The organism is Exercitatus varius (assembly GCF_029577735.1).
GTDB lineage: Bacteria > Pseudomonadota > Gammaproteobacteria > Enterobacterales > Pasteurellaceae > Exercitatus > Exercitatus varius.
The window spans coordinates 1-19,975 of the sequence record NZ_JARQTO010000012.1 but is presented as its reverse complement, the minus strand read 5'-3'; the positions used below and the strand labels follow the sequence as shown (position 1 = coordinate 19,975).

The window sequence follows — 19,975 nt, the reverse complement described above, 5'->3', positions numbered from 1 at the left end:
AAACGCTATCGGGAAAAGACGGGCGTAACGTCCGTTTCCATGTTCACCCGACTAAAATATCAAATAATGGAATATCCCAGCTTTCGGTCGGCAGTTTATCCACTTGCTGACATTGATGTGCCAATCCTACGGGAATGAAATGCTGATAATGCCAATCCTGCAGAGTACGATCGTAAAAACCGCCGCCCATTCCAAGGCGGTTTCCTTGCTTGTCGAATGCCACTAACGGGGTGAAAATAATATCTAAGCGGTGAATCGGTAAAATATTTTTCACATTCAAAGGCGGTTCCGGAATACCGAATTCATTGGGAATCAGCTCCGTTTCCGGCGTGTAATGCAGGAATAGCATATGCCCTTTGCAAAACGGATGTAATACCGGTAAATAGACATTTTTATGCTGCGCCCAAAGGGCTTCGGTTAACGGTCGGGTGTTAATTTCGCCGTCAAAGGAAAGATAAACGGCAATATGCTCGGCATGGCGCTCGGCAACCAAGTTTAAGGCTTTTTGCGTCACGGTCTGGGCCGCGCGGATTTGATCAAGTGCGGTCAGATTTTGTCGAGTTTTTCTGATTTGCTGACGAAGTTGAGAACGGCGTTCGGAAATGGATTTCATATTGTGTTTAGGTCCCGAGATGCCGTTGTGGGTGGTCGGTCCTTGAACCCGACGGTTCAAGGGAGTCGGTTGTAATCGTTTTTAGGCTTCTTAGTAAAACTAAGCCTGCGCACCAACAATATAGAGAACCAACTCGAAGTATGTAAGTATCGGCTCAGGGACGTAACCCGCTGGCGAACATCTCAGGTAATCTTTGAAAATAATAGTAACTGAAAAATCTAAAATTGACCAGTTCAAATTGTAAATTTAACCCAATTTATTGGATTTCGTAAGTCGGTTGCTGATTTGTTGAGCGCGCCGCAATATTTTCCAATGAATGGCTCAATTGTCGAATCTGATTTTGCAGAATTTGCTCGGTGGATTGGGTTTTACGTTTCTCCGAAAGCAACTCGAAACAAAGGTTTAATGCCACGACGTGCACCGCGCGCTCAACCTGCACGGTTTGCATCCGATCTTTCATTTCCGAAACCCGTTTGTCCAGTTCTTTTGCCGCTTCGCGCAAATCGTTATGCTGCTCTTCCGGTGCGTTTAAGCGCACAACCTGACCTAAAAAGTTCAATTCAATTGGTTTTAATGCCATATTTTCACCATAGGGTTGAAATTTTTCGTTATTATGCCACAGAGAAATATTTTCGTCATAAATTATCTGTTAGAATGACGCAGACTATCATAACAGGACGTTTCATATGGCGGAATATTCAATTTTAAATCAAAAACTTAAAGCGGCGGGGATCGCCGTTTCACCCACCGAATTACACGGCTTTCTGACCGGTTTGTTTGCCGGCGGCATACGTGATCGGCAAAAATGGCATGCTTTACTTTATCAAATTACCAACGACAACCACGCTTATCCGGCGGAATTAATGGAAGAACTGGATGCCATGTATGCGGATTTCCGCGGCAAACTGCGGGACAGCGATGCGTTTAAATTCCAATTATTGTTGCCGGAAGAATATAAGCTGGATGTGAGAGCGGAAGCCGTGTGCGATTGGGCGAATCATTTCTTGCTCGGTGTCGGGCTGGCGCGTCCGAAAATCAGCAAAATGCGCGGAGTTATTGGCGATACGATTGCGGATTTACACAAAATCTGTCAATTGGGCTACGATGAAGACGATGACGAAGCGGAGTTGCTGGATTCTTTGGAAGACATCGTTGCCTATCTGCGCGGAATCGCTTATTTATTCCACAGCCATTTCAAGAGCGTACACGAAATGGATTAAGCCGATAATAAGGAGCGATGATGGATTTAGCTTATATGGCGGCGTTGCCGAAAGAGGAGTTTGCGGCGCGCCGGGCCAAATTGTTTGCGAAAATGGCGGATAATTCCGCAGCGGTTATTTTTTCCGCACGCGAACAAATCCGTAATAATGACTGCACTTATCCGTTTCGTCAGGACAGCTATTTTTGGTATCTCACCGGTTTTAACGAGCCCGATGCGGCCTTGTTGCTGGTGAAAAAAAATCAGCAAAATCTGACCGCACTTTTCCTGCGTCCGAATGATCCGTTGCTGGAAACCTGGAACGGACGTCGTTTAGGCGTACAAAATGCGCCGAATGCGCTGATGACGGATCAGGCTTATGCGATTGATGAGTTGACTTCCCGTTTCACCGAAATGACGGAAAATACGGATAAACTCTATTACGCCGCAGGCGTTCAAACCTGGGGCGACGCGTTGCTGGAGAAAAGTGCGGGCGATTTTAGCGAAGTTTTGAGCTGGCGCCCCATGCTGGACGAAATGCGCCTGTTCAAGTCGCAAAATGAAATCCGTTTAATGCAGCAGGCGGGACAAATTTCTGCGCTGGGACATCTTCGCGCCATGAAAGAAACCCGTCCGAATCGGCTCGAATATGAAATTGAAAGCGAAATTCTGCATGAATTTAATCGCTTCGGCGCAAGATTTCCTGCTTATAACACGATTGTTGCGGGCGGCGAAAACGCCTGTATTTTGCATTACAGCGAAAACGATCAGGCGCTGAAAGACGGCGATTTAGTGCTGATTGACGCCGGCTGCGAATTCGCCATGTATGCCGGCGACATTACGCGCACTTTTCCGGTAAACGGCAAGTTCAGCCAACCGCAGCGAGACATTTATCAACTCGTTTTAAAAGCGCAAAAACGCGCCATTGAATTATTGGTGGCGGGCAATTCCATTCAACAGGCCAATGATGAAGTGGTGCGGATTAAAGTCGAAGGCTTGGTGAAACTCGGTATTTTGCAGGGCGATGTGGACGAATTGATTGCCGCCGACGCTCATCGCGCATTTTATATGCACGGTTTAGGGCATTGGCTGGGGCTGGACGTGCATGATGTGGGCAGTTACAGCAATGCGGATGAAAACGGCGACAGAAACTCGAAAAAACGCGACCGCACTTTGGAAATCGGCATGGTGTTAACTGTAGAGCCGGGGCTTTATATTTCGCCGAAATCCCATGCGCCGGAACAATATAAAGGCATCGGCGTGCGGATTGAAGATAATGTGTTAATCACGGAATACGGCAATAAAATCCTGACCGCCGCGGCACCGAAGGAAATTGACGATATTGAAGCGTTGATGGCAAATCGATAACCATAAAAGTGCGGTCAAAAAAACGTTGATTTTTTCGACCGCACTTTTGTTTTGATTTTATGAAAATTGAAGGTATAAAAAAGCCGCCGAAACTTGCTCGGCGGCTTTTTTGTCAGTGAAATCGGGCGATTACATCATGCCGCCCATTCCTCCCATGCCGCCCATGGCCGCAGCGGCGTCTAATTTATCGTCTTTCGGCAATTCGGTGACCATCGCTTCGGTGGTGATCATTAAACCTGCGATAGACGCCGCGAATTGCAATGCGGAACGGGTAACTTTCGTCGGATCCAGAATACCCATTGCGATCATATCGCCGTATTCTTCGGTACCGGCATTGTAACCGTAGTTTCCTTCGCCGTTTTTCACTGCGCTGGCAACCACGGACGCTTCCTCGCCGGCATTCGCCACGATTTGACGAAGCGGCGCTTCCATTGCACGTAAAGCCAATTTGATACCGACGTTTTGTTCTTCGTTATCGCCTTTCAATTCGGCGGCCGCTTTGGTGGCGGCACGAATTAAGGCCACGCCGCCGCCGGCGACAATTCCTTCTTCAACCGCCGCACGAGTGGCGTGTAACGCATCTTCTACGCGGTCTTTTTTCTCTTTCATTTCCACTTCCGTTGCAGCACCGACTTTAATTACCGCTACGCCGCCGGCAAGTTTCGCCACGCGTTCCTGCAGTTTTTCTTTGTCGTAATCCGAAGTGGATTCTTCGATTTGTTGACGAATTTGCGCCACACGACCTTTGATTTGCGCTTCATCGCCCACGCCGTCGATAATGGTGGTGTTATCTTTGTTGATCACCACACGTTTGGCCTGACCTAAATCTTCTAACGTCGCTTTTTCCAGTTCCATACCGATTTCTTCGGAAATCACGGTACCGGCGGTTAAAATCGCGATGTCTTGCAACATGGCTTTACGACGGTCGCCGAAGCCCGGCGCTTTCACGGCGGCTACTTTTACGATACCGCGCATGGTGTTCACCACTAATGTCGCCAGCGCTTCGCCTTCCACGTCTTCCGCGATGATTAATAACGGTTTACCCGCTTTGGCTACCGCTTCCAATACCGGCAATAATTCGCGGATGTTAGAGATTTTTTTGTCTACCAATAAAATGTAAGGGTTATCCAATTCAACGGTGGCGGTTTCCGGCTTGTTGATAAAATATGGTGATAAATAACCGCGGTCGAATTGCATACCTTCAACTACGTCTAATTCGTCTTCTAAACCCGTGCCGTCTTCAACGGTGATAACGCCTTCTTTGCCCACTTTTTCCATAGCTTGTGCGATTAATTGACCCACAATGCTGTCGGAGTTAGCGGAAATAGTGCCCACTTGTTCGATTTCTTTAGAGGTTTCGCAAGGTTTGGAAAGCGCTTTTAACTCAGCCACAACCGCCGCTACCGCTTTGTCGATACCGCGTTTTAAATCCATTGGGTTCATGCCCGCCGCCACTGCTTTTAAGCCTTCGTTTACGATAGCTTGTGCAAGAACGGTTGCGGTTGTGGTGCCGTCGCCCGCCGCATCGTTTGCTTTGGAGGCCACTTCTTTCACCATTTGTGCGCCCATGTTTTCGAATTTATCTTCCAATTCGATTTCACGCGCAACGGAAACGCCGTCTTTGGTGATGGTCGGTGCGCCGAAAGATTTGTCTAAAATTACGTTGCGACCCTTAGGACCTAAAGTGACTTTTACCGCATCTGCCAATACGTTTACACCCGCTAACATTTTTACGCGCGCGTCATTACTGAATTTAACGTCTTTTGCTGCCATTTTTATATTCCTTTTATTTGATGATGAGCCTATGTTTTACGCTCTACGAAACTCTTAAAACTCGGTCAAAATCGACCGCACTTTTATTATTCGACAATCGCCAAAATGTCGTTTTCAGAAATGATTAACACTTCTTCGCCGTCAATTTTTTCCGCTTTCACGCCGTAACCGTCGTTGAAAATAACGGTGTCGCCGACTTTCACGTCCAAAGGCTGTACTGTACCGTTTTCAAGCACGCGGCCTTTGCCCACCGCCAGCACTTTCGCGCGGGTTGATTTTGTTGCTGCGGAACCGGTTAATACGATACCGCCGGCGGAAAGGGTTTCTACTTCTTCACGTTTAATAATTACACGATCATGTAAAGGACGAATTGCCATTTTTATACTCCTATGAAAATTGAATTGATTTCATGCTTTCTCTATATAAGGCGGAAAAAAACGGCTTTCAAGGGGGGAGCGGAAAATTTTTTAAAAATTTAAAATAATCCGGGTGAGCTATTGTTCAAGAGTTTCAAAAAGGGTATATTCACGCAGACTTCTTTTTTCACTAAATTATTGAAGGATATCGTTATGGGTGGTATTAGTATTTGGCAACTGCTGATTATTGTGGCAATCGTCGTCTTATTATTCGGAACTAAAAAATTGCGTACCTTGGGTTCGGATTTGGGCGAATCCGTAAAAGGGTTCAAAAAAGCGATGGCGGACGAGCCGAAAGATGCCGAATTCAAATCTTTAGATAAAGCGGAAAAAACGGCGCAAACTCAAACTAAAGAAGAAAAAGAGAAAGAACAGGCATAATCCGTGTTTGATATCGGTTTTTCTGAATTACTTTTAGTTTTTATTGTGGGGCTGGTGGTGCTGGGGCCGCAACGTATGCCTGTGGCCGTTCGCACGGTGATGAAATGGGTGCGGACCATCCGCGGGCTGGCCGCCAATGTGCAAAATGAGCTTTCGCAGGAACTGAAATTGCAGGAATTGCAGGAAAGTATTAAAAAAGCGGAAAACCTTAATCTGAAAACCCTTTCGCCGGATTTGGCAAAAACCGTGGACGAACTGAAAGCTTCGGCGGAAAAAATGAAAGCGGATTTGGACAAACAGGCGTCGGACGTGAACAAAACCCTTGAAGAACAGATTAAGGATGTGCGCGAAGCCAATTGGAATAAATCGAATACGGAAACGTTAGAAAAAACGTCGCAAAATTTGACCGCACTTGAAAGCGAAACCTTGCAAACCGCGACGGAAATCGCGGAGAATGCCGAAGCGACGACCTTAGATTCCCCTTCGCTGGACGAACAGTTAGCGAAATACATTGATCAATATCATCCCGGCGAGGATGTCCAACCCCAATCTTCTTCAGAGAAAAACGTATGAGTCAGGTGGAAGAAACTCAACCGCTTATTTCCCATCTTATGGAATTGCGTAATCGCTTATTGCGTTGCGTGCTTTGCATTTTAGCGGTTTTTTGTGCGCTGGTTTATTTTTCCAATGATATTTATCATCTTATCGCCACGCCCTTGCTGGAGGCCATGCCGAAGGGTTCGACCATGATCGCCACCAATGTGGCGGCGCCGTTTTTCACGCCGATTAAACTGACGGGCATCACGGCGATTTTTCTGTCCGTCCCGTTTTTGCTTTATCAGATTTGGGCGTTTGTGGCGCCCGCGCTGTATCAGCATGAAAAACGTCTGGTTTATCCGTTGTTGATTTCCAGCACGCTTTTATTTTATCTCGGCGTAGCTTTTGCGTATTACGTGGTGTTTCCTTTAGTCTTCAGTTTTCTGACCAGCACGACGCCGGAAGGTGTGGCGATGGCAACGGATATCAGCAACTATCTGGATTTTGTGCTAACGTTATTCCTGGCCTTCGGCATTTGTTTTGAGGTGCCGGTTGCTATTATTTTACTGTGTTGGAGCGGCGTGACGACACCGGAAGATTTAAAAGCAAAACGCCCGTATATTATTGTTTCCGCATTCGTGATAGGCATGCTGTTGACGCCGCCGGATGTGTTTTCTCAAACTTTATTGGCGGTTCCGATGTGTTTGCTGTTTGAAGTCGGTGTGATTTGCGCAAGATTTTATCGTCCGAAAGATGAGGATGAACCCAAAAGTGCGGGAGAAAATTAACAAGATTTTTATTCGTTGAAGTGGGCAAATGTGCCCACTATTTGTTTATAAAAAAGGAATGATGATATGGCTCAGCAATATTTTACCGGCTATCCAAGCCGTCGTTTACGCCGTATGCGTAAAAATGATTTTAGCCGTCGTTTAATGGCGGAAAACAAATTAACCGCGGATGATTTAATTTATCCGGTGTTTATTATGGAAGGGGAAAATCAGCGCGAGCCGGTGCCTTCTATGCCGAATGTGGAACGTCTGACCATTGATCAATTGTTGGCGGAAGCCGGTTTATTGGTGAAATACGGCGTGCCGGTTATCGCGTTATTTCCGGTGGTCGGTCAGGAGAAAAAATCGCTGATGGCGGAAGAAGCTTACAATCCGAACGGTTTGGTACAACGTGCGGTGCGCGCGTTGAAGGCCGCTTATCCTGAACTCGGCGTGTTAACGGATGTGGCGCTGGATCCTTACACGCTGCACGGGCAGGACGGCATTATCGACGAAACCGGTTATGTGCTGAATGAAGTCACCAGCGAGGTTTTGGTGAAACAAGCGTTATCTCACGCGGAAGCCGGCGCGGATATTGTCGCACCAAGCGATATGATGGACGGACGTATCGGCAAAATCCGTGCCATGTTGGAAGAAAAAGGTTACATCAATACGCTGATTATGGCCTACGCCGCCAAATATGCCTCGAATTATTACGGTCCGTTCCGCGACGCGGTCGGTTCTTCCGCCAATCTGAAAGGCGGTGACAAAAAAACTTATCAGGTGGATCCCGCCAACGGCAACGAAGGTCTGCAGGAAGTGGCGTTAGATATTGCAGAAGGCGCGGATATGGTGATGGTAAAACCGGGCATGCCGTATCTGGACATGGTTTATCGCGTAAAAGAGGCGTTCGGCGTGCCGACTTTTGCGTATCAGGTATCCGGCGAATATGCCATGCATTGCGCCGCCATTCAAAACGGCTGGTTAAAAGAAAAAGAATGCATTATGGAAGGATTGCTTTGCTTTAAACGCGCCGGTGCGGACGGCATTTTGACTTATTTCGCCAAACAGGTCGCCCAATGGTTATACGAAGAAGGCAAAAATAAATAATTCGGCTTTGTCGGCATGCGGATAAAAGAAAGGGAGTTTTAAACTCCCTTTTGCTTATGTTGAAATCCGACCGCAAAAGTGCGGTCGAAATTTGTTAAGTTTTTTACGCCGTTTGAGATTAGCCTGCGATTGCTTTCTCGAAACGTTCGCTTGCGAAGTCCCAGTTCACCACGTTCCAGAATTCTTTAATGTAGTCCGGACGACGGTTTTGGAATTTCAAATAATAAGCGTGTTCCCAAACGTCCAAACCGATAATCGGATAACCTTCGCAACCGGCAATTTCTTTGCCCATTAACGGAGAATCCTGGTTCGCGGTTGAAACCACCGCTAATTTGCCGTTTTCCTGTAAGACTAACCATGCCCAACCGGAACCGAAACGACCGGCCGCCGCTTTTTCGAATTCGGACTGGAACGCTTCGAAAGAACCGAAATCGCGGATAATCGCGTCTTTTAAGGCGCCTTGTAACGTTGTGCCTTTTTTCAGGTTTTTCCAGAAGAAAGTATGGTTGGCGTGACCGCCGATGTTGTTACGCGCCGCAGTAAATTTGTCCGCCGGGATTTTGTTTAAATTTTTTAATACGGAACCCGGGCAGCCTTGTGCCGCTAATTCTGCGGCTTCCGGTGACGATTCCAATACCGCGTTGGCGTTGTTGACGTAAGTTTGATGATGTTTAGTATGGTGAATTTCCATGGTTAACGCATCAAAATGAGGTTCTAAAGCGTCGTAGGCATAGCCTAATTCAGGTAATGTGTAAGCCATAAAGTTTCCTTATTTTTTCAGTGTGTGTATAAGAATTGAGGTCATTTTAACAGCAAAATTGATTTAGATCATTAAAAATGTAGATTTTTGCCAAAAAAATGCTCCGTGAAAACGGAGCATTGCGTTTATTTGCAAATTTATTTTAAGCGACGATTATATGCTTTAAGTTGCGCCGCGTAATCGTCCCAATCCGTAATCGGACGGGTTGCCACGCCGCTGTCCATCGCCGCTTTGGCAACCGCCGGTGCAATGCGGGTGATTAAACGGGAATCGAACGCCGTCGGAATGATATATTCCGGACCGAAAGACATCGCTTTATTACCGTAAGCCGCCAGCACTTCCGGCGTCGGTTGTTCCAACGCCAAATCGGCGATAGCGCGAACGGTGGCCATTTTCATTTCTTCGTTAATTTCGGTTGCGCCCACATCTAATGCGCCGCGGAAAATGAACGGGAAGCAAAGCACGTTGTTTACCTGGTTCGGATAGTCCGAGCGACCGGTACACACGATGGCGTCTTTGCGTGCGGCCTGAGCTTCCGGCGGTGTGATTTCCGGGTTAGGGTTGGCCAATGCCAGAATCAAAGGATTAGGCGCCATGGCTTTCACCATTTCCGGCGTTAATGTGCCGGCGGCGGAACAACCTAAGAATATATCCGCATTCGGAATAGCGTCCGCTAAGGTGCGGGCGCCCGTGTCTTTTTGAGTGAAGGCTTTTTTGGTTTCGTCCATGTTGTTGTCGCGACCTTCAAAGATTACCCCTTTTGAGTCGCATACGGTGATATTTTCGCGTTTTACGCCTAATGAAATTAATAAATTCAGGCATGCGATGGAGGCGGCGCCGGCGCCGGACGCGACCAGTTTGACGTCTTCGATTTTTTTATTTTGCAGACGTAAACCGTTTAATACGGCGGCGGAACTGATGATGGCGGTTCCGTGTTGGTCGTCGTGGAACACCGGAATACCCATGCGTTTGCGTAACGCTTTTTCGATATAGAAACATTCGGGCGCTTTGATGTCTTCAAGATTGATACCGCCGAAGGTCGGCTCTAACGCCGCAACGATTTCAACAAATTTTTCCGGATTGCTTTCGTCAATTTCGATATCAAATACGTCAACGCCGGCAAATTTTTTGAATAAAACGCCTTTGCCTTCCATGACCGGTTTACCCGCTAATGCGCCGATGTTGCCTAATCCCAACACGGCGGAACCGTTGGAAATTACACCCACTAAATTGCCGCGCGCCGTGTAACGATAAGATTTTTCCGGATCCTGTTGGATGGCTAAGCAAGGCTCGGCAACGCCGGGAGAGTAAGCGAGAGCTAAATCGCCCTGGCTTTCCAAGGGTTTTGTCGGCGTAACGGAAATTTTGCCCGGAACGGGAAATTCATGGAAATCGAGTGCTTGTTGACGTAAATCTGACATGATTGGTCCTCTTATGGATTGTGGGGGAGTGGTTAATATTAATTGAGCGTCCGAATTATAGATCACTTTACAAAAATTTTACAAAATTTCACCGCACTTTAGCGTAAAATATCTAAAATTAGTTAATAAAATAAAGGCTCATCATGAGATTGGATAAATTTATTGCGGAACAAACGGGCCTAACCCGTTCTCAGTCCGCTAGAGCGCTTCGTCAAGGCGCCGTAACGGTAAACGGGGAAGCGGAAAAAAGCGGGGCGCGGAAAGTTTCGGCGCAGGATGAAATTCTGTTTGACGGCGAGCCGCTGCAATGGCTGGAGGGTTTCCAGTATTTCATGTTGAATAAACCGCAGGGTTACGTGTGCTCTCATGATGACGGCGATTACCCGACGGTTTATCAGTTTTTTGATTATCCGCTGGCGGGTAAACTGCATACAGCCGGGCGGTTGGATGCGGACACGACCGGCTTAGTGCTGTTAACGGACGACGGACAGTGGTCGCACCGCGTGACTTCGCCGAAACATCATTGCGAGAAAACTTACCTGGTAACATTGGCGGATCCGGTGGAAAGCAATTATCAGGCGGCTTGCGAACAGGGCATTTTATTGCGCGGTGAAAAGGAACCGACAAAGCCGGCGAAGCTGGAAATTATCGACGATTACAACGTGAATTTAACGATTAGCGAAGGACGTTATCATCAGGTGAAACGCATGTTTGCGGCGCTAGGCAACAAAGTGGCGGCGTTGCATCGCTGGCGCGTCGGACCGGTGCTGCTGGACGACCGCCTGGCAGAAGGCGAATTTCGCCCTTTAACCCGACAGGAAATCGAGGCATTGTTATGAGCGAACGAAAAGTGAGCTTAGTGTTTATTATTACGCTCGGTATTTTGTCCATGTTGCCACCGCTTGGCGTCGACATGTATTTGCCGTCGTTTCTGAATATCGCGCGGGATCTTCAGGTGAATGCGGAACAGGTTCAGCACACGCTAACGTTCTTCACTTTCGGCATGGCGGCCGGGCAGTTATTCTGGGGGCCGGTAGGAGACAGCTACGGACGCAAACCGATTATTTTATTAGGCGTGCTGGTGGCGGCGGTGGTTGCGTTCATTTTAACCGGCGTAAATTCTATTCAAAATTTCACCGCACTTCGCTTTACTCAGGGCTTTTTCGGTTCTGCGCCGGTGGTGTTGGTCGGCGCTTTATTACGAGATTTATTCGACAAAAACGAATTATCGAAAATGATGTCGATTATTACGTTAATTTTCATGATTGCGCCGTTGCTTGCCCCGATTATCGGCGGCTATATCGTGAAATTTTTCCATTGGCACATGATTTTTTATGTGATTTGTATGATGGGTTTGCTGAGTGCGTTATTGGTGCTGCTGGTTATTCCGGAAACCCATCGCCGAGAAAACCGCATTCCTTTGCGATTGAATATTGTGGCGCGTAATTTTGTCACCTTGTGGCAGCAAAAAGAAGTGCTGGGTTATATGCTTTCCTCGGGCTTAGGTTTCGGCGGCATTTTCGCTTTTCTTACCGCCGGTTCCATTGTGTATATCGGGTTGTACGGCGTTCCCGTGGATCAATTCGGTTATTTCTTTATGCTGAATATCGCCATGATGACGATTTCCTCTATGGCGAACGGACGCTTTGTGCAGAAAGTCGGGGCGGAGCGGATGCTGCGCATAGGTTTGGTCGTTCAATGTTGCGCCGGTTTGTTTTTGATTAGCGTGGCGTGGTTTGATTTAGGGTTTTGGCCGATGGCCTTAGGCGTGGCGCTGTTTGTGGGGCCGAATCCGTTGATTTCGTCTAATGCCATGGCCTCGATTCTGGAAAAATTTCCCCATATGGCGGGCACGGCGAATTCCATTGCCGGCAGTACGCGATTCGGTTTGGGCGCGACGGTGGGCTCTTTGGTGGCGTTGATGAAAATGGATACCGCCAAACCGATGCTGCTGACTATGGGAACCTGCACGATTCTCGCCATAAGCTGCTATTACTTTTTAACTTATCGCCATGCGAGCGGAAAATAACGGAAGGAATCGAATATGGCGTTACGAAAATGCCCCGAATGTCGGCGAAAAATCAGCGAAAGTGCGGAAATTTGTCCTCATTGCGGTTTTTCTTTCAAAGCAACGGATCTTGAAATTTACAAACAAAAACTGGAACAGCGCCGTTTGCACAATCGGGAGTTAAATAAGCAAAATGCCAGAGTTCAGTTGGTTTGGCTGCTGATTTTTGCCGCAGTCATCGGGCTTGCCGCCTGGTGGCGGAATTAATACCGAAGGGAGAAATGGAATCACGTAAAGTGCGGTCAAAAAAACGAAAGAATTTTTGCCCGCACTTTTTGTTCGCGGTGAGTTAAGCATCGGCTTTTCTGCGCCGGTTTAATGCGTTTAATACCGGCGGCGGGACGAATTGATCCACGTTGCCGTTGTGTAGATAAATTTCCCGTACAATGGTGGACGAAACGTAAGACCATTGCTCGGTGGACGGCAGGAACAAGCTTTCCACGCCCTGCGAAAGTACGCGGTTTAAGTGGGCTAATTGCAATTCGTATTCAAAATCCATCGTGGTGCGCATGCCGCGAATAATGGCGGTGATGTCGTGTTCTTTCACCGCATCCGCCAGCAAACCGGAAAAACCGATAACGCGCACATTCGGCAAATGCGCCACGCTTTCTTCCGCTAACCGTACGCGATCTTGCAGGTCGAATAACGGTTTTTTGGTCGGGCTGGCCGCCACCGCCACAATCACTTGCGGAAACAGCACCGCCGTGCGTTCGATAATATCCAAATGCCCGTTGGTGATTGGGTCAAATGTGCCGGGGTAAATCACAGTTTTCATATTATTTCTCTAAATAGGGTTTCAATAAATCCAATAACCGTTGTAACGCGCCACGGTTTTCCGTTAACACGGTGTAACCCGCATTAGCGAGCCGTTCGCGCAGTGTTTTATTATCTAATAGATCGGTTACCGCTTGCGAAAGTACGGCATCGTTTTCCTCGATTTCAATAACGCCGCCTACTTGCTTTAATTTGGCAAAAACTTCAGGAAAATTAAAGGTATATTTGCCGCTGATGACCGGACATTTAAACGCCAGCGGCTCCAACGGATTATGCCCGCCCCGTTTTATCAGGCTGCCGCCCACAAACGCCAAATCGGCCGTGCCATATAGCAACATCAGCTCACCCATGGTATCGCCCAGAAAAATCCGGGTATCGGCGTTAGGCGTTCCGTTTGTGGAACGGCGGGCGTAAGTAAAGCCGGCTTTTTCGATCATTTCCGCCACCGCGTTAAACTGTTCGGGATGGCGCGGCACCAGAACGAGCAATAAATTCGGGTATTTTTGCAACAAAGTGCGGTACGATTTTAAGATGATTTCTTCTTCGCCTTGATGGGTGCTGGCGGCAATCCAAACCGGACGCTTGCCGATTTTGGCTTTCAATTCCTTGATTTTATTGAGTAATTCATCGCCGATGTGCAAATCATATTTAATATTACCGGTTAGGCTGATTCTGCCCCGATAGCCGATTTCCCGATAGCGTTTTTCGCTGAATTCATCCTGCGGGGCGATGAGTTCGATTTCGCTTAACATTTCCCGCAGCGCGCCTTTAAATTTGACATAACGGCGGGCGGAACGGGCGGAAAGCCGTGCGTTGGCGATAATGAACGGAATTTGATGAAGGTGCAGTCCGTGGATCAGATTCGGCCATAATTCGGTTTCAATGACGATGCAAAGTTTTGGTCGAATGAAGCGGATGAAGCGGGCAACGGTATCAGGTAAGTCGTAAGGCAAATAAACGTGGGTGACGCTGTTGCCGAATGCGGCTTTGACGCGCTCGGAACCCGTCGGCGTCATGGTGGTAACGGTGACGGCGAGTTCGGGATAATCCGTTTGAATGCGACGGATTAACGGCGTCGCGGCGATCACTTCGCCCACCGATGCCGCATGTATCAGCACGCCTTGTGCTTGCGGCGCGGTAAGGTTGCGGTAAAAACCGTAACGTTCGCCGAAACGCCGGCGGTATTGAGGCGCTTTCAGGCTGCGAATCAGCATAAATAACAGCACAAAAGGCTGCAGCAGATACATTAAGAATGTGTAAAAATGGCGCATGATTATCTGAAATCGGGAAAACTTACCGATAGTATAAAGATAAAAAAAGTGCGGTCAAATTTCACCGCACTTTGAGAGGATTTTAAGCCGGCATTAAGCTTTTGCCGCTGCCGCCGCTTTCACGATTACTGCAAATGCCGGCGCTTTTAATGACGCGCCGCCCACCAATGCGCCGTCGATATCCGGTTGAGTGAATAACTCGGCGGCGTTCGAATCGTTTACGGAACCGCCGTATTGGATGATTACTTGATCCGCCACCGCTTGAGATTTCGCCGCAATATGAGCGCGAATGAATGCGTGCACCGCCTGTGCCTGCGCTGGTGTCGCGGATTTGCCGGTGCCGATTGCCCAAATCGGTTCGTAAGCGATCACCGCGCCGTTAAACGCTTCCACGCCCAAGGCGTTGATGACGGCGTCGATCTGGCGGGAAACCACTTCTTCCGTTTTACCCGCTTCGTTTTCCGCTTCGGTTTCACCGATACATAAAACCGGAACTAAACCCGCTTCTTTCAACGCACCGAATTTTTTTGCGATGAATTCGTCGCTTTCTTTGTGATAAGTACGGCGTTCGGAGTGGCCGATGATGATGTATTTCGCGCCGAAATCTTTTAACATTTCAGTGGAAATGTCGCCGGTAAATGCGCCTTTTACGTTTACGTCCACGTTTTGCGAACCTAAGGCGATTTTGCTGCCGACAAGCGCGGCTTCCGCTTCCGCCAAATACATCACCGGCGGTGCGATGGCTACGTCGCAGCCTTCCACGCCGGCCAATTCGGTTTTTAAGCCTTCAATTAATTCTTTGGTAAACGCTTTGCTGCCGTTTAATTTCCAGTTACCCATAACTAATGGTTTACGAGATGCCATATTTTTTAATCTCCGTGTTAATAAAAATAAACGCGTTTAATATACCAAATTTTTATTAGGCATTTCGGCTTTTTTTACAATTTTTTGATCTAATTGGTGATTATTTTTGCTTTAGCGGGTAGAATTCGGCGCATATTTTTGATATTTTTTTAATCAATTTTTGTACTAAGTGAACCCGTTATGCGTATTTTCAAAGCCGAACAATGGAATCTGGCGCTGCTTCTGCCGTTATTTGAAGAATACCGGTTAGCTCACGGCATGTCGGAAAATCCCGATCGTACCTTAACTTTTCTGAATAATCGTATCCGTTTCAGTGAAAGCATTTTTTTTATCGCCGTTAACGAACATGAAAAAGCCGTTGGGTTTATTCAGCTTTATCCGCGTTTGTCTTCGCTGCAATTACAGCGTTACTGGCAGTTGACGGATATTTTCGTGAAAGACGGCAAACATAAAAACGATATTTATAAGGCATTGATTGAAAAGGCAAAAGAGTTTGTCAGTTTTACCCAGTCGAATATTCTGACGGTGGAACAGGATCAGCAACAGCGTAATATTCTGGAAATGGAAGGATTTAAATTGAATCCCCGGAAATCGGTGTTTGAATTGGTTTTATAAGTGCAAAATAAAATGACCGCCGTAAAAGTGCGGTCATTTTTTGTTATGTTTTTTTATTTTTTAGCCGGCGTGACGTCAAGCACTTCAACATCAAAATGTAAGGTTGAATTTGCCGGGATGGTGCCTAAATCCTGATCGCCATAAGCCAGTTTCGGCGGAATGACCAATTCGATTTTGCCGCCTTTTTTCACTAACTGAAGACCTTCAGTCCAACCCGGAATAACTTGGTTTAACGCAAATTCGGCCGGTTGGCCGCGTTCTACCGAACTGTCGAATACGGTGCCGTTCGGTAATTTACCGGTATAGTGAACTTTTACGCTGTCTTCCGGTTTGATAGTTTCGCCTTCACCCGGCGTTTGAATGCGGTATAAAAGACCGGATGGGGTTTCTTTCACGCCTTCCTGTTTTTTGAATTCGGCCGCGAATTTTTCGCCGTCAGCTTGCGCCTGTTTGGCGGCTTCGGCCGCTTTCGCCGCATCTTCTTTGGCTTTTGCTTCCGTTGCTTTGCTGAGTTTTTCGTTTAAATCGGTGAGAGTTTTTTGCAATTCCTGGTTTTTAGTTAAATCCACTTTCCCCGCAAGAGCATCTTTCACGCCTGAAACGAGTTTATCCTGATCGTAATTCATCACTTCTTTTTGGGAATCTACCAGACCTTTCAGATCCGAACCCAGTAACACGCCCACGGCGTAAGAAGGATCTTTTACCAAATCCGCATTTGCCGTCGATGCGGCTTGGGTTTCCGCAGCAGGCGCGGCAGTTTTGTCTTTTTCGTTACAGGCCGTCGTCATAAAAACGGCGCCGACTAATAATGCAACCGCTGAGAGTTTTTGAATTTTTGCCATTGTTTTTCCTCTGTGTTTTCCTCTGTATTAGGGTAGAATACTGAATTAGAGTAAAGCTTTATCCCTCAATGCACAACCTTTTATTTAAAATATTATGCAAAATCTTGAAGAACGAATCGCCGAACTGGAAATGAAAATTACATTTCAAGACAATTTATTAGAGGAACTAAACCACGCATTAGTTCAACAACAATTTGTGATTGATCGCATGCAGGTGCAATTGCGCCATGTGGCGACGAAGCTGAACGATATGCAGCCTTCGAATATTGCCAGTCAGGCGGAAGAAACCCCGCCGCCTCATTATTGATATGAAAAAAACGTTGCTTTTTTTTACCGCACTTTTCATGCTGAACGGGTGTGGCACAATCGTACAGTTGATGAATCCTGCCGATAAATACGAAGCTTATGACGGCACGCGGTACGATTGGCGGCAGGCGCAGAAATGGGGCTTGCCGATTTTGGATTTGCCTTTGTCGTTTTTACTGGATACCGCTTTGTTACCTTACGTTTGGTCGCAACAAGAATGAAATTAAATCCTCAACAACAAACCGCCGTTGAATTCACTTCCGGACCTTGTTTAGTGCTGGCGGGCGCGGGTTCCGGCAAAACCCGCGTGATTATTAATAAAATCTCTTATCTTATCGGCAAGTGCGGTTATTTGCCGCGCCAAATCGCCGCCGTGACGTTCACCAATAAAGCGGCGCGGGAAATGAAAGAACGGGTCGCACATTCCATCGGTAAAGCGCAAACCAAAGGTTTGATCGTTTCTACGTTTCACACCTTAGGTTTCGATATCATTAAACGCGAGTATAAACATTTGGGCTTTAAAGCCAATATGACGCTACTTGACGAACAGGATCAAACGGCGTTGTTAAAAGAGCTGACCGCCGATTATTTGCAGGAAGACAAAGATTTGCTGCGCGAACTGACGATGCAAATTTCCAATTGGAAAAACGATTTGATTCTGCCGGAACAGGCGCAGGCGTTGGCGAAAGATCAAAAACAGCAGGTTTTTGCCCGTTGTTATGCCCGTTATGCCAATCAGATTCGCGCTTATAACGCTTTGGATTTTGACGATTTAATCATGTTGCCTACGTTATTGTTTAAACAAAACGAAGAAGTGCGGTCGAAATGGCAAACGAAAATTAAATATTTGCTGGTGGACGAATATCAGGACACAAACACCAGCCAGTACGAATTGATCAAACTGCTGGTGGGTAAGCGGGCACATTTTACCGTGGTAGGGGATGACGATCAGTCCATTTATTCCTGGCGCGGAGCGCGACCGCAGAATATGGTGCGTCTGCGCGATGATTTCCCCGATTTGAAGGTGATCAAATTAGAACAGAATTATCGCTCTACGCAACGGATTTTGCATTGCGCCAACATTCTGATTGATAATAACGTTCATGTGTTCGAGAAGAAATTGTTCTCGAATCTGGGTGAAGGCGAGCCGCTGCAGGTTATTGAAGCGAACAATGAAGAGCACGAAGCGGAACGCGTGGCGGCGGAACTGATTGCCCACCGTTTTTCTCATAAAACCAAATATAAGGATTATGCCGTTTTGTATCGCGGTAACCATCAATCCCGTTTGCTGGAAAAAGTACTGATACAAAACCGCATTCCTTATAGAATTTCCGGCGGAACGTCTTTTTTCAGCCGTACGGAAATTAAAGATATGATGGCGTATTTGCGCGTATTGGTGAATCAGGACGACGATGCGGCGCTGCTTCGCATTATCAATACGCCGAAACGGGAAATCGGCACGGCGACACTGGAAAAACTGGGTATGTTGGCGCATGAGAAGCATATCAGCCTGTTTGAAGCCGTTTTTGACTTTGATTTAATTCATCGTGTGACGCCGAAGGCTTATAATGCGTTGCAGAATTTTGCCCGCTGGATGGTGGAATTGAATGACGAATTACTGCGTTCCGAACCCGAACGGGCGGTAAAACGCATGCTGACGCAAATTCATTACGAAGAATATTTGTATGAAAATGCCGTTAGCCCGAAAGCGGCGGAAATGCAAAGTAAAAACGTCGCCACGCTGTTCGAATGGGTGAGCGGCATGCTGCAAGGCGACGATAATAATGAGCCGATGACGCTGGATCAGGTGGTAACGCGTCTGACCTTACGCGATATGCTGGAACGCGCTGAAGATGAAGACGAAAGCGATCAGGTCCAGTTGATGACTTTGCATGCGTCTAAAGGTTTGGAATTTCCCCACGTGTTTTTAGTCGGCATGGAGGAAGGATTGCTGCCGCACCAAACCAGCATTGATGAAGATAATATCGAGGAAGAACGTCGTTTGGCATATGTAGGCATTACCCGCGCGCAACGGACGTTGCGTTTTACTTTATGCAAAGAACGTCGTCAATACGGCGAACTGATTAAACCCGAACCTAGCCGTTTCTTGCTGGAGTTGCCGCAGGACGACGTATTGTGGGAAAGGGATAAACCGCCGATGACGGAACAGCAAAAGCAGCAAAAGGCATCCGCCAATATTGCCAATCTGCGCGCTATCCTGGCGCAATCCAAAGCGAAATTGTAGAGGATTTAGTCAAACGGGTATTTTTTTGTAAAAAGCGTTTGACTTCATCTCAGAAATCCGTATCATACGGCCCACAAACCGATTGCGGTGAGATGGCCGAGCTGGCTGAAGGCGCTCCCCTGCTAAGGGAGTATGGGGTCAAAAACTCCATCGAGGGTTCGAATCCCTCTTTCACCGCCATTTTGTTTGTCTGTTACGATTTAATTTGATTAATTTGATTCTGCACCCGTAGCTCAGCTGGATAGAGTACTCGGCTACGAACCGAGCGGTCAGAGGTTCGAATCCTCTCGGGTGCGCCATTTAGCTTTACTCTATAAGTTAAATGGTCGAGAATTTAAAATAACGAATTAAAATCCATACGCACCCGTAGCTCAGCTGGATAGAGTACTCGGCTACGAACCGAGCGGTCAAAGGTTCGAATCCTTTCGGGTGCGCCATCTTAATTTTTCATCTGAACTTCCTTTCTCAATTCATTTTTATTCCGCTTGTTTGCAAATTTTTAGCCTGCATAGCAAAATTATGCCTTATAATTGAACGTGTTGTTTGTAGGTCATTTTCAGGGTTGAAAAAATATCACGTTTTTTATGCGTAATCGCCGGTGCGATTACTTATGGCTTCGCCACCGTTGGCAAAGCCAACGTTCAAA

At 47.1% G+C, this 19,975-nt stretch carries 22 protein-coding genes, 3 tRNA genes, 1 other RNA gene and 1 pseudogene; 16 read left to right on the top strand and 11 right to left on the bottom strand.

Annotated features, from left to right (window positions below):
- Positions 1–43: 43 nt before the first annotated feature.
- From P7M01_RS08570 to P7M01_RS08560, 3 genes are all read right to left on the bottom strand, one after another.
- The gene (locus tag P7M01_RS08570; protein ID WP_317475979.1) at positions 44–613 is read right to left on the bottom strand and encodes a 5-formyltetrahydrofolate cyclo-ligase; all 570 of its coding nucleotides are present in this window, start codon (positions 611–613) and stop codon (positions 44–46) included.
- A 7-nt stretch (positions 614–620) separates the two neighbouring features.
- A non-coding RNA gene (ssrS, locus tag P7M01_RS08565) (6S RNA) lies at positions 621–805 on the bottom strand.
- Positions 806–869: 64 nt separating this feature from the next.
- A complete protein-coding gene (locus P7M01_RS08560) occupies positions 870–1,193 on the bottom strand; it encodes a cell division protein ZapA (protein WP_202936113.1) in 324 nt (107 codons plus the stop codon).
- 106 nt (positions 1,194–1,299) lie between these two features.
- On the opposite strand from P7M01_RS08560, the gene P7M01_RS08555 reads away from it, so the two are divergent.
- Positions 1,300–1,833: a UPF0149 family protein gene (locus P7M01_RS08555; RefSeq protein ID WP_317475978.1), complete on the top strand. Its 534-nt coding sequence runs from the start codon at positions 1,300–1,302 to the stop codon at positions 1,831–1,833.
- Positions 1,834–1,853: 20 nt separating this feature from the next.
- Positions 1,854–3,179 (top strand): Xaa-Pro aminopeptidase, encoded by a 1,326-nt coding sequence (gene pepP / locus P7M01_RS08550; protein WP_317483304.1) that lies wholly within the window; start codon positions 1,854–1,856, stop codon positions 3,177–3,179.
- A 129-nt stretch (positions 3,180–3,308) separates the two neighbouring features.
- Here the strand turns inward: pepP and groL are convergent, their stop codons facing one another.
- Positions 3,309–4,952 (bottom strand): chaperonin GroEL, encoded by a 1,644-nt coding sequence (groL, locus tag P7M01_RS08545; protein ID WP_317483282.1) that lies wholly within the window; start codon positions 4,950–4,952, stop codon positions 3,309–3,311.
- Between the two features lie 86 nt (positions 4,953–5,038).
- Positions 5,039–5,329 carry a co-chaperone GroES gene (locus P7M01_RS08540; RefSeq protein WP_012072416.1) on the bottom strand — a complete coding sequence of 97 codons (291 nt, stop codon included), beginning with the start codon at positions 5,327–5,329 and terminating at the stop codon, positions 5,039–5,041.
- A 192-nt stretch (positions 5,330–5,521) separates the two neighbouring features.
- Here P7M01_RS08540 and tatA point away from each other — a divergent pair, with 192 nt between their 5' ends.
- The 4 genes from tatA (at position 5,522) to hemB (ending at position 8,163) form a co-directional block, all read left to right on the top strand.
- A complete protein-coding gene (tatA, locus tag P7M01_RS08535) occupies positions 5,522–5,749 on the top strand; it encodes a Sec-independent protein translocase subunit TatA (protein ID WP_317475977.1) in 228 nt (75 codons plus the stop codon).
- Between the two features lie 3 nt (positions 5,750–5,752).
- Positions 5,753–6,322, top strand: coding sequence for a Sec-independent protein translocase protein TatB (tatB, locus tag P7M01_RS08530; RefSeq protein WP_317475976.1), 570 nt, complete (start codon positions 5,753–5,755; stop codon positions 6,320–6,322).
- Positions 6,319–7,074: a twin-arginine translocase subunit TatC gene (tatC, locus tag P7M01_RS08525; protein WP_317476963.1), complete on the top strand. Its 756-nt coding sequence runs from the start codon at positions 6,319–6,321 to the stop codon at positions 7,072–7,074. The genes tatB and tatC overlap by 4 nt, the downstream gene beginning before the upstream one ends.
- Positions 7,075–7,140: 66 nt before the next feature.
- Complete coding sequence (gene hemB / locus P7M01_RS08520; RefSeq protein ID WP_317475974.1) at positions 7,141–8,163, top strand: porphobilinogen synthase; 1,023 nt, start codon at positions 7,141–7,143, stop codon at positions 8,161–8,163.
- 118 nt (positions 8,164–8,281) lie between these two features.
- Here the strand turns inward: hemB and sodA are convergent, their stop codons facing one another.
- Both sodA and P7M01_RS08510 read right to left on the bottom strand, forming a co-directional pair.
- Positions 8,282–8,923: a superoxide dismutase [Mn] gene (sodA, locus tag P7M01_RS08515; RefSeq protein ID WP_317475973.1), complete on the bottom strand. Its 642-nt coding sequence runs from the start codon at positions 8,921–8,923 to the stop codon at positions 8,282–8,284.
- A gap of 155 nt (positions 8,924–9,078) precedes the next feature.
- Positions 9,079–10,347: pseudogene (locus P7M01_RS08510) on the bottom strand (malic enzyme-like NAD(P)-binding protein); the annotation flags it as partial.
- 140 nt (positions 10,348–10,487) lie between these two features.
- Between P7M01_RS08510 and rsuA the strand changes: the two are divergent.
- The 3 genes from rsuA to P7M01_RS08495 are packed head-to-tail and all read left to right on the top strand — an operon-like array spanning position 10,488 to position 12,619.
- On the top strand, positions 10,488–11,183 hold the full coding sequence (gene rsuA, locus P7M01_RS08505) for a 16S rRNA pseudouridine(516) synthase RsuA (RefSeq protein ID WP_317482218.1): 696 nt from the start codon (positions 10,488–10,490) through the stop codon (positions 11,181–11,183).
- Positions 11,180–12,373, top strand: coding sequence for a Bcr/CflA family multidrug efflux MFS transporter (locus P7M01_RS08500; protein ID WP_202936102.1), 1,194 nt, complete (start codon positions 11,180–11,182; stop codon positions 12,371–12,373). Before rsuA ends, P7M01_RS08500 begins: the two co-directional genes overlap by 4 nt.
- A 15-nt stretch (positions 12,374–12,388) precedes the next feature.
- Positions 12,389–12,619: a zinc ribbon domain-containing protein gene (locus P7M01_RS08495; RefSeq protein WP_317483281.1), complete on the top strand. Its 231-nt coding sequence runs from the start codon at positions 12,389–12,391 to the stop codon at positions 12,617–12,619.
- Positions 12,620–12,701: 82 nt separating this feature from the next.
- On the opposite strand, the gene coaD is transcribed toward P7M01_RS08495, so the two are convergent.
- The 3 genes from coaD to tpiA form a co-directional block, all read right to left on the bottom strand.
- Positions 12,702–13,187 (bottom strand): pantetheine-phosphate adenylyltransferase, encoded by a 486-nt coding sequence (gene coaD / locus P7M01_RS08490; protein WP_202936100.1) that lies wholly within the window; start codon positions 13,185–13,187, stop codon positions 12,702–12,704.
- A gap of 1 nt (position 13,188) precedes the next feature.
- Positions 13,189–14,460, bottom strand: coding sequence for a lipid IV(A) 3-deoxy-D-manno-octulosonic acid transferase (waaA, locus tag P7M01_RS08485; protein ID WP_317483303.1), 1,272 nt, complete (start codon positions 14,458–14,460; stop codon positions 13,189–13,191).
- A gap of 90 nt (positions 14,461–14,550) precedes the next feature.
- A complete protein-coding gene (gene tpiA / locus P7M01_RS08480; RefSeq protein ID WP_317475969.1) occupies positions 14,551–15,321 on the bottom strand; it encodes a triose-phosphate isomerase in 771 nt (256 codons plus the stop codon).
- 180 nt (positions 15,322–15,501) lie between these two features.
- On the opposite strand from tpiA, the gene P7M01_RS08475 reads away from it, so the two are divergent.
- Entirely contained in the window at positions 15,502–15,936 is a 435-nt protein-coding gene (locus P7M01_RS08475; RefSeq protein ID WP_202936098.1) for a GNAT family N-acetyltransferase, read from the top strand.
- A gap of 53 nt (positions 15,937–15,989) precedes the next feature.
- On the opposite strand, the gene fkpA is transcribed toward P7M01_RS08475, so the two are convergent.
- Positions 15,990–16,778: an FKBP-type peptidyl-prolyl cis-trans isomerase gene (gene fkpA, locus P7M01_RS08470; RefSeq protein WP_317475968.1), complete on the bottom strand. Its 789-nt coding sequence runs from the start codon at positions 16,776–16,778 to the stop codon at positions 15,990–15,992.
- Positions 16,779–16,872: 94 nt separating this feature from the next.
- Here fkpA and P7M01_RS08465 point away from each other — a divergent pair, with 94 nt between their 5' ends.
- The 6 genes from P7M01_RS08465 (at position 16,873) to P7M01_RS08440 (ending at position 19,766) form a co-directional block, all read left to right on the top strand.
- Entirely contained in the window at positions 16,873–17,085 is a 213-nt protein-coding gene (locus P7M01_RS08465; RefSeq protein WP_202936096.1) for a SlyX family protein, read from the top strand.
- A gap of 1 nt (position 17,086) precedes the next feature.
- Complete coding sequence (locus P7M01_RS08460; RefSeq protein ID WP_317475967.1) at positions 17,087–17,305, top strand: YceK/YidQ family lipoprotein; 219 nt, start codon at positions 17,087–17,089, stop codon at positions 17,303–17,305.
- On the top strand, positions 17,302–19,329 hold the full coding sequence (gene rep / locus P7M01_RS08455) for a DNA helicase Rep (protein ID WP_317483280.1): 2,028 nt from the start codon (positions 17,302–17,304) through the stop codon (positions 19,327–19,329). Before P7M01_RS08460 ends, rep begins: the two co-directional genes overlap by 4 nt.
- An 86-nt stretch (positions 19,330–19,415) precedes the next feature.
- Positions 19,416–19,509 (top strand) — tRNA-Ser (locus tag P7M01_RS08450).
- A 42-nt stretch (positions 19,510–19,551) separates the two neighbouring features.
- A tRNA-Arg gene (locus tag P7M01_RS08445) sits at positions 19,552–19,628 on the top strand.
- Positions 19,629–19,689: 61 nt separating this feature from the next.
- Positions 19,690–19,766 (top strand) — tRNA-Arg (locus P7M01_RS08440).
- Positions 19,767–19,975 lie beyond the last annotated feature (209 nt).